Origin of the sequence: Streptomyces sp. NBC_00224 (assembly GCF_041435195.1) — a bacterium.
Taxonomy (GTDB): Bacteria; Actinomycetota; Actinomycetes; order Streptomycetales; family Streptomycetaceae; genus Streptomyces.
Genome location: NZ_CP108106.1, coordinates 5678682 through 5694800 on the forward strand (window position 1 = coordinate 5678682; position 16119 = coordinate 5694800).

Consider the following 16119-nt stretch of genomic DNA (forward strand, 5'->3'; position numbering starts at 1 on the left):
GGTCGGATCAGGGTCAGATCAGATGCGGTCGAGTACCCGGGTCAGCAGCGAACCCATGCGCGCCGCCGAGTCACGGCCGGCCTGGAGCACCTCTTCGTGGTTGAGGGGCTCGCCGGTCAGGCCCGCGGCCAGGTTGGTGACCAGGGAGATGCCCAGCACCTCGGCGCCGGCCTCACGGGCCGCGATGGCCTCCAGGACGGTGGACATGCCGACGAGGTCGCCGCCGAGCACGCGGACCATGTTGATCTCGGCCGGGGTCTCGTAGTGCGGGCCGGGGAACTGGACGTACACGCCCTCTTCGAGGGACGAGTCGACCTCCTTGCACAGCGCGCGCAGCCGCGGCGAGTACAGGTCGGTCAGGTCCACGAAGTTGGCACCGATGATCGGGGACGCGGCCGTGAGGTTGAGGTGGTCGCTGATCAGCACGGGCTGGCCCGGGCGCATGCCCTCGCGCAGACCGCCGCAGCCGTTGGTGAGCACGACGGTCTTGCAGCCGGCGGCGACGGCGGTGCGCACGCCGTGGGCGACGGCGGCGACGCCGCGGCCCTCGTAGTAGTGCGTACGGCCCAGGAAGACCAGCGCGCGCTTCTCACCGATCTTGTACGAGCGGATCTTGCCGCCGTGGCCCTCGACGGCGGGCGGCGGGAAGCCGGGGAGCTCGGTGACCGGGAACTCGGCCTCGGGCTCACCGAGCGCGTCGGCGGCCGGAGCCCAGCCGGAGCCCATCACGAGGGCGACGTCGTGGGTCTCGGCACCGGTCAGCTCGCGCAGGCGGGCGGCGGCGGCGTCGGCGGCGGCGTGGGGGTCGCCCTGGATGTGGTCCGGAATAACAGATGCGTTCACGCGACGAGGGTAACCGCTGGATTCCTACGCGCGTAGATGACTGGCGCACAAGGGCGCGATCGTTGTCTTGTCGTTTCCGACAAGAGGGGGTGCGGTGTCTTTGCCCGCGGGCCGGTGGGGGCTGGCCGCGCAGTTCCCCGCGCCCCTTGAATGCGCCCCTGCGGGGCACCCCTCGTGCGGCGGCCACCCGTACCCCCAGGGGCGCGGGGAACTGCGCGACCAGCCACGCACGGTCCGCAGGCAAAAGGGTCAGCAGGGGCGCTTGCGCAGCTCCATGACGTAGTCGTGCGGCGCCCCCGCCGACTCGGCGGCATCGGCCAGCTCGCCCAAGTAGCGGGCCGAGGGCAGCCCGCCCTCGTAGGCGTTGAGCACGTACATCCACGCCGGCTCCTCCCCGTCCAGCGTGTCCACCCGCACCCGCATCCGGCGGTAGATGTCGAGGCCGACACCCTCCCAGCGGTCCATGGAGTCCTCGTCGAGCGGCGCGATGTCGTACAGCGCGACGAACACCTGGGAACGCGGTGCCTCCACGATCGTGGCGAGGGCGCCCTCCCAGCCCATCTGCTCCCCGCCGAACGTCAGCCGCCAGCCGTTGAGCCAGCCGGTGCCGCGCAGGGGGGAGTGCGGGGCGCGGCGGGTCATCAGCCGCGGATCCATGTTGCCGGCGTACGCGGCGTAGAGCGACATGGTGTCGAGGGTACGACAGCGGCCCACGGGTCCCCGCGCGAGAATGGCACACGGGTGTGACAGCCGGATGGCGCCCCGGGGGGCGAAGCATCTTGAAGCGTGCGGGACAATGAGCTACGTACTGCATTCCACAATGCGAGGCGGACTTTTTCGTGACCCGGATCGTGATCATCGGTGGCGGACCCGGCGGATACGAGGCGGCCCTGGTGGGCGCCCAACTCGGCGCGGAGGTGACCGTCGTCGACTGCGACGGTCTGGGCGGGGCGTCGGTGCTGACCGACTGCGTACCGTCGAAGACTCTGATCGCGACGGCCGAGGTGATGACCACCTTCGACTCTTCGTACGAGGAGTTGGGCATCCTGGTCGCCGACGACACCCCGCCCGAGGAGCAGTCCGCCCGGGTGGTCGGTGTGGACCTCGGCAAGGTCAACCGGCGTGTCAAGCGCCTCGCGCTGGCCCAGTCCCACGACATCACCGCCTCCGTCACCCGGGCCGGCGCCCGTGTGCTGCGCGGCCGCGGCAAGCTCGGCGGCCCGCAGGGCATCGACGGCACCCGGGACGTCATCGTCACGGCCGCCGACGGCAGCGAGGAGATCCTCACCGCCGACGCCGTCCTGATCGCCACCGGCGGGCACCCGCGTGAGATCCCGGACGCGCTGCCGGACGGCGAGCGGATCCTGAACTGGACCCAGGTGTACGACCTGGACGAGCTGCCCGAAGAGCTGATCGTGGTCGGCTCGGGTGTGACCGGCGCCGAGTTCGCCGGCGCGTACCAGGCGCTGGGCTCCAAGGTCACCCTCGTCTCGTCCCGCGACCGGGTGCTGCCCGGCGAGGACCCGGACGCGGCCGCCGTCCTGGAGGACGTCTTCCGCCGCCGCGGCATGAACGTCATGGCCCGCTCCCGCGCCCAGTCCGCCAAGCGCGTCGGAGACCGGGTCGAGGTCACGCTCTCGGACGGCCGCGTCATAAGCGGTACGCACTGCCTGATGGCGGTCGGCGCGATCCCGAACACCGCCGGGATGAACCTGGAGGAGTCCGGGGTCAAGCTCCTGGAGTCCGGTCACATCTGGACCGACAAGGTGTCGCGGACGAGCTCGCCGGGCGTGTACGCGGCCGGTGACGTCACCGGCATCTTCGCCCTCGCCTCGGTCGCGGCCATGCAGGGCCGGATCGCGATGTACCACTTCCTGGGCGACGCGGTGGCCCCGCTGAACCTCAAGACGGTCTCCTCCAACGTCTTCACCGACCCGGAGATCGCCACCGTCGGCTACACGCAGGCCGACGTGGACACGGGCAAGATCGACGCGCGCGTGGTCAAGCTGCCGCTGCTGCGCAACCCGCGCGCCAAGATGCAGGGCATCCGGGACGGCTTCGTCAAGATCTTCTGCCGCCCGGGTACCGGGATCATCGTCGGCGGCGTGGTCGTCTCGCCGCGCGCCTCGGAGCTGATCCACCCCATCTCGATCGCGGTCGACAACAACCTGACCGTCGAGCAGATCGCGAACGCGTTCACGGTCTACCCGTCCCTGTCGGGTTCGATCGCCGAAGTGGCACGGCAGCTGCACACCCGCAAGAAGGCCGGCGAGGCGTAAACCGGCGCGCGGGAGCGGTACGGCGCGGTACAAGGCGCCCGAGAGGGCGCCTATACCACTTCGTGGACACCTCTGTGCACACCTTCTGTTATTCGGCGCAAACTGCTGAAAACAATCGGCCGCTCAGGTTACTGTCAGTTTCGTGTTCGCTGCAGAACGTCGCCAATTGATCCTCGAAATGGTGCGTGCCAACGGGGCGGTATCGCTCCGGGAGCTCGCCCGCGTCGTCCAGACCTCCGAAGTGACCGTACGGCGAGACGTGCGGGCACTGGAGGCGGAAGGACTCCTCGACCGCCGGCACGGCGGTGCGGTACTGCCGGGCGGATTCACGCGAGAGTCCGGCTTCCCGCAGAAATCCCATCTCGCGACCGCGGAGAAGACGGCCATCGCCGACCTCGCCGCGAGCCTTGTCGAAGAGGGCGAGGCCATCGTGGTCGGCGCGGGGACGACCACGCAGGAGCTGGCCCGCCGGCTCGCCCGCGTCCCCGGCCTCACGGTCGTCACCAACTCGCTGCTCGTCGCCCAGGCGCTGGCCCACGCCAACCGCGTGGAGGTCGTCATGACCGGCGGCACCCTGCGCGGCTCCAACTATGCGCTGGTGGGCAGCGGAGCCGAACAGTCCCTCCAGGGACTGCGGGTCTCGCGCGCCTTCCTCTCCGGGAGCGGGCTGACCGCCGAGCGCGGTCTGTCCACGTCCAACATGCTCTCGGCGAGCGTGGACCGGGCCCTGGTCCAGGCGGCCGCCGAGGTGGTCGTCCTCGCCGACCACACCAAGCTCGGCACCGACACCATGTTCCAGACGGTGCCGACGGACGTGATCACGCGCCTGGTCACCGACGAGCCCCCCGGTCACGACGACCGGGCGGCCACCGAGCTCCAGGCCCTGGCCGACCAGGGCGTGCAGATCACGGTGGCCGGGACCGCGTCCAGTGGTGAGGGCGTCCCGCCGGGGCGCCAGCCCCGCCGGGACGTGCCGCTCCCGGGCCAGCGCCGCAGCCATGTGCCGGGCGCGGGGCCGCAGTTGCGCAGCGCGGCGTCGCTGGGTGACCAGCAGGGTCCCGGAGAGCGGGCGAGAGTGGCTGATCTGCGACGCCGCTAGACGGTATTCGGCCAGCCGCCGTCGCGGCGTTCGCGGGCGTCACCGCTGTGGCCGGGGCTCGGTACGGCCCCGGTCACGGCTTCAGGCCCCGCAAGGTCAGGGCGAGCAGCCGGTCGGCCAACTCGGGGTCGTCCGGTGCCTGTTCGGCCGCCAGGGCGATCGCGTTGGTGAGCTGCATCAGGTCGCCGATCGTCACATCGACGCGTACGGAACCGGCCAGCTGGGCCCGTTCCAGCAGGGCGCTGCCCGCCTCCCGCATCGGCACGCTGCACTGCGCCAGGGCCGAACTGTCGTCGTGCGAGGCCGACATGAGGGCGCGGGCCACCCCGCGGTACTCACCCGTATGAGTGATGATGGCGCGCAGCCAGTCCACGAGCGCCGTGCACGGATGCGCGGAGTCGAGCAACTCCCGCGAGTGCGCCAGGAGTACGTCCACCTCGCTCTGGAAGATCGCGTTCATCAGCGCGTGCCGGTTCGGGAAGTGCCGGTAGAGGGTGCCGATCCCGACGCCCGCGCGCTTGGCCACGTCTTCGAGCGACGCGTCCGTCCCGTGCTCCGCGAACGCGCTCCTGGCCACGCCCAGGAGCCGTTCGTAGTTGCGGCGCGCGTCGGCACGCATGGGCCTCGTCATACCCCAAGGATGCCCGAACAGCGCGCTCAGGGGGCCGCCCGGTACCGGTCCAGTGCGGAGGCCCGCTCGTGGAAGGGGATGCGCGAGAACCGCGACACCAAGGTCCACATCCTGCGCTCCTCGGCGAGCTCCTTGGGCAGCACGAGCCCCAGCGAGTCGGCGAGCGGTTTGCGGCCCGCGTTCACCAGGGCGCGCACGGCCGCCGCCCACTCGTCGGTCGCGGCCACCGCGGCCCGGTACCAGAGCGGCACCAGAGCCAGCAGCCCCCCGGCCGCGGTCAGCAGCAGCGGCACGTCGGCGGAGGCCGCCGGGAGGGTGGCGAGCGCGATGACCGCGACCGCGGTGTGCCCGGCGAGCAGCGCCACGAAGAAGTCGACGCTGGTCCGCGCCAGCTCGACCTGGCGGCAGAGCTTGTCGGGCGCGGCGCCGGTCAGCTCGTTCGACAGGAGCTGGGTGTCCAGGCAGTACCGGTTCTGCCCGTACTCCTCGAAGCGGCGGATCGCGTTGCCGAGCCGGGTGGGGGCGATCTGCGCCGGATCCACCGGGAACCGGCTCAGCCGCTCCTGGAGCAGCCCGCGCTGAGCCGAGGTCCGCCGCCGGTCCTTGCCCACGGCCCGGGCCAGGCGCGGATCGCTGCGTACGCGTACGAGATCGGCGGCGGCGAGCGGGCCGAGCGCGGTCCCGTCGCGGGCGCGCCGCTCCAGACCCAGCAGCTGCGTCCGGTCGGCGAGCGCGCCGCGGGCGGCCCGCGCCCGCCGGCACCCCGCCTCGTAGGCGCGGGCGGGCCACAGCACGTACCCCTCCAGGAGCCGGTAGAGGAGGTTCTGCAGCGCGCTGAGGACCAGGCCGCACAGCAGGGTGGCGGTCAGCAGCACCAGCATCGGGCCGGGCGCCGCGTCCGGCCACAGCCGCCGGGCGACGGCGGTCCGGCGCAGACTGGGCGCGACGGCGAGCGCGAGGACCCCGAGGTTGAGGGCGGTCGGCAGTATCCACCCCACGAGCAGCGTCCAGGCGCCCCCGAGCACCCCCTTGGCGATGTCACCCAAGATCGTCTTCCCAGGAGTCGTCGTCGGGGTTGGTGGTGGGGCCGGGGGAGGTGTGGCGGGTGATGTCTCCGGCGCGGGCTTGGGAGCCGGTCGCGAGGGAGCCGCCGGACATGTTGCCGATGTGGATGGCGCCGCCCGGGACGACGCCGTGCGACTCCGCCGGCCCCTCGGCGAGGCCGGGCGCGGACAGGCCCCGGTCGCGCAGGGTGGCGCGCAGGGCGTCGAGGACCAGCAGGTGCACGGTCCGCGAGATCCGTTCGGCGTCGGCCGCGGCCAGCGGCGGGAGGTCCGGCTCGGCGGCCAGTTCGCGGATGGAGGCGTGGGGGCCGGTCGCTGGCGACGGGAGCAGCCGAACCCACCGGACCGGCCAGGCGCCCAGCTCGGCCGGGAGCGCCGCGGGGGCCGTCAGCGCCCGGCCCAGCCGGGACCACGCCTTGCTTGGCGTGAACTGCCGGCGCACCGGCGGCAGGGCGCAGGTGACCTGCTGGACGAAGAGGATCGGGCCGTCCAGCCGGATCTGTACGAAGACGGTGGTCAGCTGGGAGCCGACGCCGCGCGAAACGATCCGCAGCCAGCGGGCGGAGGGGGGAAGGTCGCCGGGGGGCAACGGAGACAGAGGCCGATGAGGCACCCCCTCCTCAGGCAGCAGAACACGCTCGTCAACCTGGGCGGCGAGGCCGGGCACGGCCTCCACGGCTCGCGCAACGCCTCTCAGCGCGTCGGACACGTCGAACGCGCGGGTCCGGCCGCGCACTTCGGTCGCCAGCGCAATGGAGTCCCTTACCGCTCCCGATCCGAGGAACGGGGCCGCGTCCCGGTAGATCGTCACCGGTGACGTCCGGTCCGCACGGATCAGCGCGCTGATGACGTCGAAGCGAGGGGGCTGCGCCGGACCTCTGTACGCGGACGATCCGATGACCCGCAGCCGCCTCTCGACCGCCGCCCGGTGCGCCCCGGCCACCGCCGTCATCAGGACGGGGACCCCGAACGCGCCCGCGACCTCCGGCCAGTCGGCGGTCCGGGCGGTCGCCACGGCGATGGCCACGTAGGCGACAAGCGCCGAGCCGCCCAGCACCCGTGGGATGCCTGCCGTGAGCCGGACCAGCGGGTGGCGCGACATGCGCAGGGCCACCGCCCCGGACAGAGCCGCGCACCCGGCCGCGTACAGCGCGAACAGCCAGCCCGCGAAGAAGAATCCGGCGATCCACAGGAGCGCCATCGGCACGGCCCAGCGCAGCGCCGTCCTGCGGGCGTTCAGCGCCTCGGCGAGGACGGCGGCCGCGTCGACGTCGTACGACGGGGCGCTGTACCGCTCCGCGTGCTCGTACAACTCGTCGATGACGGCGTTCCGGTACCGGGTGTCCAGATGGACACCGGCCATCAACTGCCGTGTGGTGGGGGATGGTTGCTCCGGCACCGCCGAAGCGTACCGCCGTACGCAGCGGCGAGGCCCCCGCCGGACGGATCCGGCGGGGGCCTCGACCGCTCATGCGGCTGCGGGAGTTCAGTCCTTGATCTCGCAGATCAGCGCGCCCGACGTGACCGACGCACCGACCTCCGCCGACAGGCCCTTGATGGTGCCGGAGCGGTGGGCGTTGAGGGGCTGTTCCATCTTCATGGCTTCGAGGACGACGACGAGGTCGCCTTCCTTGACTTCCTGGCCCTCTTCGACGGCGACCTTGACGATCGTGCCCTGCATCGGGGACGCCAGCGAGTCGCCGGAGGCCGCCGAGCCCGCCTTCTTGGCGGCGCGGCGCTTGGGCTTGGCCCCGGCCGCGAGGCCCGTACGAGCGAGCGACATGCCCAGCGACGAGGGCAGCGAGACCTCAAGGCGCTTGCCGCCGACCTCGACCACCACCGTCTCGCGACCCGGCTCCTCGTCCGTCTCGGCGTCGGCCGGGGCGGTGAAGGGCTTGATCTCGTTGACGAACTCGGTCTCGATCCAGCGGGTGTGGATGCGGAACGGGTCGGCGGTGAAGGCGGGGTCGACCACGACGGCCTGGTGGAAGGGGATGGCGGTGGCCATGCCCTCGACCTTGAACTCGCCGAGCGCGCGGGCGGCGCGCTGCAGGGCTTGTTCGCGGGTGGCGCCGGTGACGATCAGCTTGGCGAGGAGGGAGTCCCAGGCGGGGCCGATGACCGAGCCGGATTCGACGCCGGCGTCCAGGCGCACGCCCGGGCCGGTGGGCGGGGCGAAGAGGGTCACTGTGCCGGGGGCGGGGAGGAAGCCGCGGCCGGGGTCTTCGCCGTTGATGCGGAACTCGAAGGAGTGGCCGCGGATCTCGGGGTCGCCGTAGCCGAGTTCCTCGCCGTCGGCGATGCGGAACATTTCGCGGACGAGGTCGATGCCGGTGACTTCTTCGGTGACCGGGTGTTCGACCTGGAGGCGGGTGTTGACTTCGAGGAAGGAGATGGTGCCGTCGGTGCCGACGAGGAACTCGACGGTGCCGGCGCCGACGTAGCCGGCTTCCTTGAGGATGGCCTTGGAGGCGGCGTACAGCTCCGTGTTCTGTGCCTCGCTCAGGAAGGGCGCGGGGGCCTCTTCGACGAGTTTTTGGTGGCGGCGCTGGAGTGAGCAGTCGCGGGTGGAGACGACGACGACGTTGCCGTGGGTGTCGGCGAGGCACTGGGTCTCGACGTGGCGGGGCTTGTCCAGGTAGCGCTCGACGAAGCACTCGCCGCGGCCGAAGGCGGCGACGGCCTCGCGGACGGCCGAGTCGTAGAGCTCCGGCACCTCTTCGAGGGTGCGGGCGACCTTGAGGCCGCGGCCGCCGCCGCCGAAGGCCGCCTTGATCGCGATCGGCAGACCGTGCTCCTCGGCGAAGGTGACGACCTCGTCGGCGCCGGAGACCGGGTCGGGGGTGCCGGCGACCAGCGGGGCGCCGGCGCGCTGGGCGATGTGGCGGGCGGCGACCTTGTCGCCGAGGTCGCGGATGGCCTGCGGCGGCGGGCCGATCCAGGTCAGGCCCGCGTCGAGGACGGCCTGGGCGAAGTCGGCGTTCTCGGAGAGGAACCCGTAACCCGGGTGGATCGCGTCGGCCCCCGAGTCCTTGGCCGCCTGGAGCACCTTGCCCATGTCCAGGTAACTGGTGGCCGGGGTGTCACCGCCCAGAGCGAACGCCTCGTCGGCCGCGCGGACGTGCAGAGCGTCCCGGTCCGGATCGGCGTAGACGGCTACGCTCCCGATCCCGGCGTCCCGGCAAGCACGGGCGACACGGACAGCGATTTCGCCACGGTTGGCGATGAGCACCTTGCGCACGATGGCTCCCTCCTTGAAAAACAAGCTGAGTTTAGGGAAGCCGTACACCGGCCCACGACCCGTCCCCCGTGGTGAGCTTGCCCACACGGAGTGTGATCCGCGGCTCGCTCATGTCGCGAAATCCCTTGTCGCACCACGGTACGCCGGGTCCCTGCCTGGCACATTAGCGTTCTGGTGTGGTCAAGGTCTCTGTCCCGAAGGCCAGCGGGCCCCTCACATTCTTTGTGGAGTCCCTACGAATGGCCGAATGATTCTTTGCGAGCGGAAGGGCGAGCGGAAGCGCGAGTGGAAGATCGGGCTCACGGTCTCGTCCGGACCCTTGCCCAAGGGTTTACCCGTTAGTAGCGTTCGTGATGTCAGACGTACTACCGGTAACAGGGGCTGGGCGTAAGCAGGGGGTGGTGCGCGGTGGCGCGCAGACCGGTGGCTGTGGTGGCCGCGATCGTTCTTCTGGCCGAAGCCGTCGGCATCGTGCTGATCAACTGGTTCTTCGGGCACGCCGTCCATCGGCAGCACATGTCCCTCGGCGGAGTCGACTCGGACACGATGTCGACCACGACGTATGTCATGGGCGGGGTCTTCGGGTTCTACCTCGCCGTGTGCGGGCTTGTCCTGCTGCTTGCGGGTGTACGCGACCGGGCGCCCGGTCGGTTCGGGCGGATCGTGCTCATCACGTGTGCGGTGACGCACGGGGTGCTGGGGGCGTTGACGGTGGGGCTGGTGGGGTGGGCCGCGTTCGCGTTCATGATGGGGGTGCTGGCGCTGGTGGTGCTGGTGCTGCTCATGTATGCGCCTCGCCTGCCGGCGGAGCCGGAGGACGGGGAGCCCGCGGAAACCCCCTCGGGCAAGGGGACACCGCCGGAGCCTGCTGCCGCGTGAGCGCTCCGCTGGGAGCGGGGTGGATTTCGGCTGCGGGCCGGTGGGGGCTGGTCGCGCCCACGGGGCGGAGCCGCACAATGTCACAGCCCCGCGCCCCTTAAAGGCCCCTACGGGGCCACCCACAGATCCGTGATCCCGATCCCCAGCTCGCCCAGCAGCTCGCGCAGCAGTGGCAAGGACAGGCCGATCACGTTGCCCGGGTCGCCGTCGATGCCGTTCACGAACGGGGCCGAGCGGCCGTCCAGGGTGAACGCGCCCGCCACGTGGAGGGGTTCGCCGCTCGCCACGTACGCGGCGATCTCCGCGTCGCTGGGCTCGCCGAAGCGGACCGTGGTGGACGCCGTGGCCGAGGCGCGGCGGCCGTTCGCCGTGTCGATGACGCAGTGGCCCGTCCGCAGCACCCCGGCGCGGCCGCGCATGGACTTCCAGCGGGCCGTGGCCTCCTCGGCGTCGGCGGGCTTGCCCAGCGCCTCGCCGTCCAGTTCCAGGACCGAGTCGCAGCCGATGAGCAGGGCCCCGGCGGCCTCGGGGCGGGCGGCGACCGCGTCGGCCTTGGCCTCGGCGAGGACCAGGGCGAGCTCGCCGGGCGTGGGGGCGGTGAGGGCGTCCTCGTCGACCCCGCTGACGATGACCTCGGGGGCGAGGCCGGCCTGGCGCAGCAGACCGAGCCGGGCGGGCGAGGCGGAAGCGAGTACGAGGCGGCGTGCGGCGGCAGTCATACGGGTCATCGTAAACAGCGCGGAGCGCCCCCCGAACGGCGTACGCCGGTGAACGGAGGTGGCGTACGCGTCAGCGGAAGCTGACCACGAACATCCCCAGCACCATGAGCAGCGCCAGCACCAGGCCCGCGCGCCGCATCATCGCCTGGGCGTCGCGCAGTTCCTTGGGCGGCTCGTTCTTCGGGTCGGACCACAGCATGCCTTCGATACTGCGGCCGGCGGGGTCCCGGCGCCTGAGTACTCGTACTCAAGCGCCGGGGGCCCGGGGACTACGCCGGCCAATACGTGCGCGCCCACGAGCGCGGACCCGGCCGGGGGACCGGGTGGCGGGCGATGCGGGCCGGGTCGGACCACTCCTCGGGCGGCAGTGGCGCGCCGGACGACGCGGACGCCGTCGCCGCGGCGCGCGCCCGGACCACCGCCAGTGCGGCGGCCAGCTCCTCCGGAGTCGGGTTGCCCCGTACGACCTTGATCATGACCGCTCCTTCGGGGCCTAGAGGGGGATGTTGCCGTGCTTCTTCGGGGGAAGGCTTTCCCGCTTCGTCCGCAGCTGACGCAGGCCCCGCACGATGTGCGCACGGGTTTCGGACGGCATGATCACGGCGTCCACGTAGCCGCGCTCGGCCGCGATGTACGGGTTGAGGAGCGTGTCCTCGTAGTCGGCGATCAGCTCCGCGCGGGTGGCCTCGGCGTCGTCCGCGGCCGCGATCGTGCGGCGGTGCAGGATGTTCACCGCGCCCTGCGCGCCCATCACCGCGATCTGCGCGGTCGGCCAGGCCACGTTGAGGTCGGCGCCCAGGTGCTTGGAGCCCATGACGTCGTACGCGCCGCCGAAGGCCTTGCGGGTGATGACCGTGATCAGCGGGACGGTCGCCTCGGCGTACGCGTAGATCAGCTTGGCGCCGCGCCGGATGATGCCGCCGTACTCCTGGTCCACGCCCGGCAGGAAGCCCGGCACGTCCACGAAGGTGATCACCGGCACGTTGAAGGCGTCGCAGGTGCGCACGAAGCGCGCGGCCTTCTCGGAGGCGTTGATGTCCAGACACCCGGCGAACTGCATCGGCTGGTTGGCGACGATGCCGACCGGGAAGCCCTCGACGCGGCCGAAGCCGGTGATGATGTTCGGCGCGAACAGGGCCTGGGTCTCCAGGAACTCGCCGTCGTCCAGGACGTGCTCGATGGCCGTGTGCATGTCGTACGGCTGGTTCGCGGAGTCCGGGATGAGTGTGTCCAGCTCCCGGTCGGAGTCCGAGGGCTCCAGGTCGGCCTCCTCGGGGAAGGCCGGGGGCTCGCTCAGGTTGTTCGAAGGCAGGTACGAGAGCAGGGACTTGACGTACTCGATGGCGTCCTTCTCGTCGCCCGCCATGTGGTGCGCCACACCCGAGGTGGTGTTGTGGGTGCGCGCGCCGCCCAGCTCCTCGAAGCCGACGTCCTCGCCGGTGACGGTCTTGATGACGTCCGGTCCTGTGATGAACATGTGCGAGGTCTGGTCGACCATCACCGTGAAGTCGGTGATGGCGGGGGAGTAGACCGCGCCGCCCGCGCAGGGCCCCACGATGAGGGAGATCTGCGGGACCACGCCCGAGGCGTGCACGTTGCGGCGGAAGATCTCGGCGAACAGGCCGAGCGCGACCACGCCCTCCTGGATGCGGGCGCCGCCGCCGTCGTTGATGCCGATGACCGGGCAGCCGGTCTTCAGCGCGAAGTCCATGACCTTGACGATCTTCTCGCCGTAGACCTCGCCGAGCGAGCCGCCGAAGATGGTGAAGTCCTGGGAGTAGACGCAGACCGGGCGCCCGTCGACCGTGCCGTAACCGGTGACGACACCGTCTCCGTACGGGCGGTTCTTCTCGATCCCGAAGTTGGTCGAGCGGTGCCGGGCGAACTCGTCGAGCTCGACGAACGACCCCTCGTCGAGGAGCAGGTCGACCCGCTCACGGGCGGTCAACTTGCCCTTGGCGTGCTGCTTTTCCACAGCGCGCTCGGAGCCGGCGTGCGTCGCCTCCCCGATGCGGCGCCGCAGATCCGCGAGCTTGCCCGCGGTCGTGTGGATGTCAGTCACTTCTTGCTGCTCCGGCTCGGACATCGGGATGCGGCTCCCTGCCTGGTCACGGGTTTCGGCTGGCTACTGACTCGTAGGGTAGTGGCGCGGATACCGTTCGGCAGTGCGTCGTTTGCCACACCGGGGTGCGCTTGCGCCCGCGCGCCTAACCTGGCTCGTATGACGCCCCAGGACGCATCCGAAAGCCGCTGGTCCGACCTCGACCGGCCTCCTCTCAACGCCTCCGCCCTGCGCCACGCCCTCGTGCGGCCCGGCGCCCTGTGGACCTCCCTGGACGTGGTCCAGGCGACGGGCTCGACCAACTCCGACCTGACCGCCCGGGCCAAGGAGCTCCCCGAGGGCGCGGTCCTGGTGGCCGAGGAGCAGACCGCCGGGCGCGGCCGCCTCGACCGCAGCTGGTCGGCGCCGCCGCGCTCGGGCCTCTTCTTCTCCGTGCTGCTGCGGCCCGGCCCGGGCGTCCCGGTGGACCGCTGGGGCTGGCTGCCGCTGCTCGCCGGGGTGGCGGTGGCCACCGGCCTGTCCCGCGCCGCGGGCGTCGACACGGAGCTGAAGTGGCCCAACGACCTGCTGGTCAAGGTCGGCGGCGAGGAGCGCAAGGCGGGCGGGATCCTGGCCGAGCGGGCGGGCGAGGACGCGGTGGTGGTCGGCATCGGCCTCAACGTCACCCTGCGCGCCGACGAACTGCCGGTGCCCGCCGCCGGGTCGCTGGCGCTGGCGAACGCGATCTCGACCGACCGCGAGACCCTGCTGCGGGCCGTGCTGCGCTCCCTGGAGCAGTGGTACGTGGACTGGCGCGAGGCGGGCGGCGACCCGACGGCGTCCCGGCTCCAGGAGACGTACGCGGCGGGCTGCGCCACGCTCGGCCGGGCCGTGCGCGCCGAGCTCCCGGGCGACCGCGCCCTGACCGGCGAGGCGGTCGCGGTGGACGCGGACGGGCGCCTGGTGCTCGCCACGGAGGAGGGTGGGCGCGAGTCGGTGGCGGCGGGCGACATCGTCCACCTGCGCCCGGCGGCCGACTGAGCCGGTGGTTTCGCCTCCGCACCGCCTCCGAGCGACAAGGCAACGGGTGCGAGGACGTGAGCTACGGCACACCTGCCGTATCGTGGAGCCCGATCCAGCGACAGATCGGCAGGTAAGTGCGCAGGGAACGGGCAGGAGGCGGCTGGTGACCGTCGACGACACGCAGTCCGGTGAGGGTGCCGGCCCCCCCTCGGAGCCGGCGCCCTCCGCGTACCCGACCCCGCACCACGTCGTGGACCACACCGCCGAGCCCACCGCCGATCCGCTCGCCATCCGCCTGGAGCAGCTGATCCTGGGCGCGGACCGCCGGTACACGCCGTTCCAGGCGGCCAGGACCGCCGGAGTCTCCATGGAGCTGGCCTCGCGGTTCTGGCGGGCCATGGGGTTCGCGGACATCGGGCAGGCCAAGGCGCTCACCGAGGCCGACGTGCTGGCGCTGCGCCGGCTGGCCGGTCTGGTCGAGGCGGGGCTGCTCAGCGAGCCCATGGCGGTGCAGGTGGCCCGCTCCACCGGGCAGACCACCGCCCGGCTGGCCGAATGGCAGATCGATTCCTTCCTGGAGGGCCTGACCGAGCCGCCCGAGCCCGGTATGACCCGTACGGAGGTCACGTACCCGCTGGTGGAGCTGCTCCTGCCGGAGCTGGAGGAGTTCCTCGTCTATGTGTGGCGGCGCCAGCTGGCCGCCGCCACCGGGCGCGTGGTGCAGGCCGCCGACGACGAGGAGATGGTCGACCGGCGGCTCGCCGTCGGCTTCGCGGACCTCGTCGGGTTCACGCGGCTCACCCGGCGCCTGGAGGAGGAGGAGCTGGGCGAGCTCGTCGAGGCCTTCGAGACGACCGCCGCCGACCTGGTCGCCGCGCACGGCGGCCGCCTCATCAAGACCCTCGGCGACGAGGTCCTGTTCGCCGCCGACGACGCCGGGACGGCCGCCGAGATATCGCTCCGGCTGATCGAGACCATGGGCCACGACGAGTCGATGCCGGCGCTGCGCGTGGGCATCGCCTTCGGCACGGTCACCACCCGGATGGGCGATGTCTTCGGCACGACCGTGAACCTGGCCAGCAGGCTCACCTCGATAGCGCCCAAGGACTCGGTCCTGGTGGACGGCGCGTTCGCGGAGGAGCTGGCGCGTACGGGCGACGCACCGGTGTCGGAGACGCAGGCCGCGGAGGAGGCCGCGAAGGCGGAGAAGGAGGGCGAGGAGCCCCCCAAGTACCGCTTCGCGCTCCAGCCGATGTGGCAGCGGCCGGTGCGCGGGCTCGGGGTGGTCGAGCCCTGGATGCTGCACCGCCGTGGTGCGTGATCTTTGGCCCGGTGTTCGTCTGCGGGCCGGTGGGGGCTGGTCGCGCAGTTTCCCGCGCCCCTAGGGGACGCTGGCGCGCCCATCTAGGATTCCCCGACGTAACGTTCGTTAACGTCGTCGGGAGGGTCTCATGGGCACGGATGAGCAGCGGTACGGGGAGTTCGTGGGCGTACGGCGGCACGGGTACGTCGCCGAGCTGGTCCTGGACCGGCCCAAGGCGATGAACGCCGTCTCCACCGAGATGGCCCGCTCGATCGCCGCCGCCTGCGACGCGCTCGCCGCCGACCCCTCGGCGCGGGCGGTCGTGGTGACCTCCACGCACGAGCGGGCCTTCTGCGTGGGCGCCGACCTCAAGGAGCGCAACTCCTTCACCGACGCCGAGCTCGTACGCCAGCGCCCCACCGCGCGGGCCTGCTACACCGGCGTCCTGGAGCTGCCGATGCCGACCGTGGCCGCCGTGCACGGCTTCGCGCTCGGCGGCGGGTTCGAGCTGGCGCTCGCCTGCGACCTGATCGTGGCGGACGCGACGGCGGTCGTCGGCCTGCCGGAGGTCTCGGTCGGCGTGATCCCCGGCGGCGGCGGTACGCAGCTGCTGCCCCGGCGCGTGGGCGCGGCCCGGGCGGCCGAACTGGTCTTCACCGCACGGCGGGTGGAGGCTCCGGAGGCGGGCGAGCTGGGCCTGGTCGACGTGCTCGTGGGCGCCGGCGAGGACCGTACGGAGGCGCTGGCGCTGGCCGGGCGGATCGCGGCGAACTCGCCGGTCGGGCTGCGCGCGGCCAAGCGGGCGATGCGGCTGGGGCACGGGCTCGACCTGCGGGCGGGCCTGGAGGTCGAGGACGCGGCGTGGCGGTCGGTGGCGTTCTCGGGGGACCGGGCGGAGGGCGTCGCGGCGTTCAACGAGAAGCGGAAGCCGCAGTGGCCGGGCGAGTGAGCTGATCTTGTAGTCGGCCCGGGCCCGGCCAACTGATCAAAACGGGGC

At 72.1% G+C, this 16119-nt stretch carries 16 protein-coding genes; 6 read left to right on the forward strand and 10 right to left on the reverse strand.

Annotated features, from left to right (window positions below; all coding sequences use genetic code 11):
* Nucleotides 1–18: 18 nt before the first annotated feature.
* Both OG965_RS25420 and OG965_RS25425 read right to left on the reverse strand, forming a co-directional pair.
* Nucleotides 19–843, reverse strand: coding sequence for a purine-nucleoside phosphorylase (locus OG965_RS25420; protein WP_371654363.1), 825 nt, complete (start codon nt 841–843; stop codon nt 19–21).
* 249 nt (nt 844–1092) lie between these two features.
* The gene (locus tag OG965_RS25425) at nt 1093–1530 is read right to left on the reverse strand and encodes a gamma-glutamylcyclotransferase (protein ID WP_266982950.1); all 438 of its coding nucleotides are present in this window, start codon (nt 1528–1530) and stop codon (nt 1093–1095) included.
* Nucleotides 1531–1682: 152 nt separating this feature from the next.
* Here OG965_RS25425 and OG965_RS25430 point away from each other — a divergent pair, with 152 nt between their 5' ends.
* Both OG965_RS25430 and OG965_RS25435 read left to right on the forward strand, forming a co-directional pair.
* A complete protein-coding gene (locus tag OG965_RS25430; RefSeq protein ID WP_371654364.1) occupies nt 1683–3122 on the forward strand; it encodes an NAD(P)H-quinone dehydrogenase in 1440 nt (479 codons plus the stop codon).
* Between the two features lie 142 nt (nt 3123–3264).
* Nucleotides 3265–4221, forward strand: coding sequence for a DeoR/GlpR family DNA-binding transcription regulator (locus OG965_RS25435; protein ID WP_266982952.1), 957 nt, complete (start codon nt 3265–3267; stop codon nt 4219–4221).
* A 73-nt stretch (nt 4222–4294) separates the two neighbouring features.
* On the opposite strand, the gene OG965_RS25440 is transcribed toward OG965_RS25435, so the two are convergent.
* The 4 genes from OG965_RS25440 to OG965_RS25455 all read right to left on the reverse strand — a co-directional run bounded on the left by OG965_RS25440 (nt 4295) and on the right by OG965_RS25455 (nt 9157).
* Nucleotides 4295–4852 carry a TetR/AcrR family transcriptional regulator gene (locus tag OG965_RS25440; RefSeq protein ID WP_371654365.1) on the reverse strand — a complete coding sequence of 186 codons (558 nt, stop codon included), beginning with the start codon at nt 4850–4852 and terminating at the stop codon, nt 4295–4297.
* Nucleotides 4853–4878: 26 nt separating this feature from the next.
* The gene (locus tag OG965_RS25445; RefSeq protein WP_371654366.1) at nt 4879–5898 is read right to left on the reverse strand and encodes a hypothetical protein; all 1020 of its coding nucleotides are present in this window, start codon (nt 5896–5898) and stop codon (nt 4879–4881) included.
* Nucleotides 5891–7315, reverse strand: coding sequence for a hypothetical protein (locus tag OG965_RS25450; protein ID WP_371654367.1), 1425 nt, complete (start codon nt 7313–7315; stop codon nt 5891–5893). The genes OG965_RS25445 and OG965_RS25450 overlap by 8 nt, the downstream gene beginning before the upstream one ends.
* An 87-nt stretch (nt 7316–7402) precedes the next feature.
* Nucleotides 7403–9157 (reverse strand): biotin carboxylase N-terminal domain-containing protein, encoded by a 1755-nt coding sequence (locus OG965_RS25455; RefSeq protein ID WP_371654368.1) that lies wholly within the window; start codon nt 9155–9157, stop codon nt 7403–7405.
* Nucleotides 9158–9565: 408 nt separating this feature from the next.
* Between OG965_RS25455 and OG965_RS25460 the strand changes: the two genes are divergently transcribed.
* Nucleotides 9566–10036: a hypothetical protein gene (locus tag OG965_RS25460; protein ID WP_371654369.1), complete on the forward strand. Its 471-nt coding sequence runs from the start codon at nt 9566–9568 to the stop codon at nt 10034–10036.
* Between the two features lie 107 nt (nt 10037–10143).
* Here OG965_RS25460 and OG965_RS25465 read toward each other — a convergent pair whose 3' ends face one another.
* The 4 genes from OG965_RS25465 to OG965_RS25480 all read right to left on the reverse strand — a co-directional run bounded on the left by OG965_RS25465 (nt 10144) and on the right by OG965_RS25480 (nt 12841).
* Nucleotides 10144–10764 (reverse strand): nucleoside triphosphate pyrophosphatase, encoded by a 621-nt coding sequence (locus OG965_RS25465; RefSeq protein WP_371654370.1) that lies wholly within the window; start codon nt 10762–10764, stop codon nt 10144–10146.
* A gap of 61 nt (nt 10765–10825) precedes the next feature.
* Nucleotides 10826–10954, reverse strand: coding sequence for a morphogenic membrane protein MmpB (mmpB, locus tag OG965_RS25470; RefSeq protein ID WP_344069703.1), 129 nt, complete (start codon nt 10952–10954; stop codon nt 10826–10828).
* 70 nt (nt 10955–11024) lie between these two features.
* Nucleotides 11025–11231, reverse strand: coding sequence for an acyl-CoA carboxylase epsilon subunit (locus OG965_RS25475; RefSeq protein WP_371654371.1), 207 nt, complete (start codon nt 11229–11231; stop codon nt 11025–11027).
* Nucleotides 11232–11248: 17 nt separating this feature from the next.
* Nucleotides 11249–12841, reverse strand: a complete 1593-nt coding sequence (locus tag OG965_RS25480) for an acyl-CoA carboxylase subunit beta (protein ID WP_371654372.1) — start codon at nt 12839–12841, stop codon at nt 11249–11251.
* A gap of 135 nt (nt 12842–12976) precedes the next feature.
* On the opposite strand from OG965_RS25480, the gene OG965_RS25485 reads away from it, so the two are divergent.
* The 3 genes from OG965_RS25485 to OG965_RS25495 all read left to right on the forward strand — a co-directional run bounded on the left by OG965_RS25485 (nt 12977) and on the right by OG965_RS25495 (nt 16071).
* Nucleotides 12977–13837, forward strand: a complete 861-nt coding sequence (locus OG965_RS25485; RefSeq protein ID WP_371654373.1) for a biotin--[acetyl-CoA-carboxylase] ligase — start codon at nt 12977–12979, stop codon at nt 13835–13837.
* 145 nt (nt 13838–13982) lie between these two features.
* A complete protein-coding gene (locus OG965_RS25490; protein WP_371654374.1) occupies nt 13983–15140 on the forward strand; it encodes an adenylate/guanylate cyclase domain-containing protein in 1158 nt (385 codons plus the stop codon).
* Nucleotides 15141–15270: 130 nt separating this feature from the next.
* Complete coding sequence (locus tag OG965_RS25495) at nt 15271–16071, forward strand: enoyl-CoA hydratase/isomerase family protein (RefSeq protein WP_371654375.1); 801 nt, start codon at nt 15271–15273, stop codon at nt 16069–16071.
* Nucleotides 16072–16119 lie beyond the last annotated feature (48 nt).

Coding starts and splice junctions, on each gene's coding strand:
- mmpB (WP_344069703.1), bottom strand. CDS start 10,954: ATGCTGTGGTCCGACCCGAAGAACGAGCCGCCCAAGGAACTGCGCGAC.
- OG965_RS25495 (WP_371654375.1), top strand. CDS start 15,271: ATGGGCACGGATGAGCAGCGGTACGGGGAGTTCGTGGGCGTACGGCGG.
- OG965_RS25465 (WP_371654370.1), bottom strand. CDS start 10,764: ATGACCCGTATGACTGCCGCCGCACGCCGCCTCGTACTCGCTTCCGCC.
- OG965_RS25440 (WP_371654365.1), bottom strand. CDS start 4,852: ATGACGAGGCCCATGCGTGCCGACGCGCGCCGCAACTACGAACGGCTC.
- OG965_RS25425 (WP_266982950.1), bottom strand. CDS start 1,530: ATGTCGCTCTACGCCGCGTACGCCGGCAACATGGATCCGCGGCTGATG.
- OG965_RS25475 (WP_371654371.1), bottom strand. CDS start 11,231: ATGATCAAGGTCGTACGGGGCAACCCGACTCCGGAGGAGCTGGCCGCC.
- OG965_RS25480 (WP_371654372.1), bottom strand. CDS start 12,841: ATGTCCGAGCCGGAGCAGCAAGAAGTGACTGACATCCACACGACCGCG.
- OG965_RS25485 (WP_371654373.1), top strand. CDS start 12,977: ATGACGCCCCAGGACGCATCCGAAAGCCGCTGGTCCGACCTCGACCGG.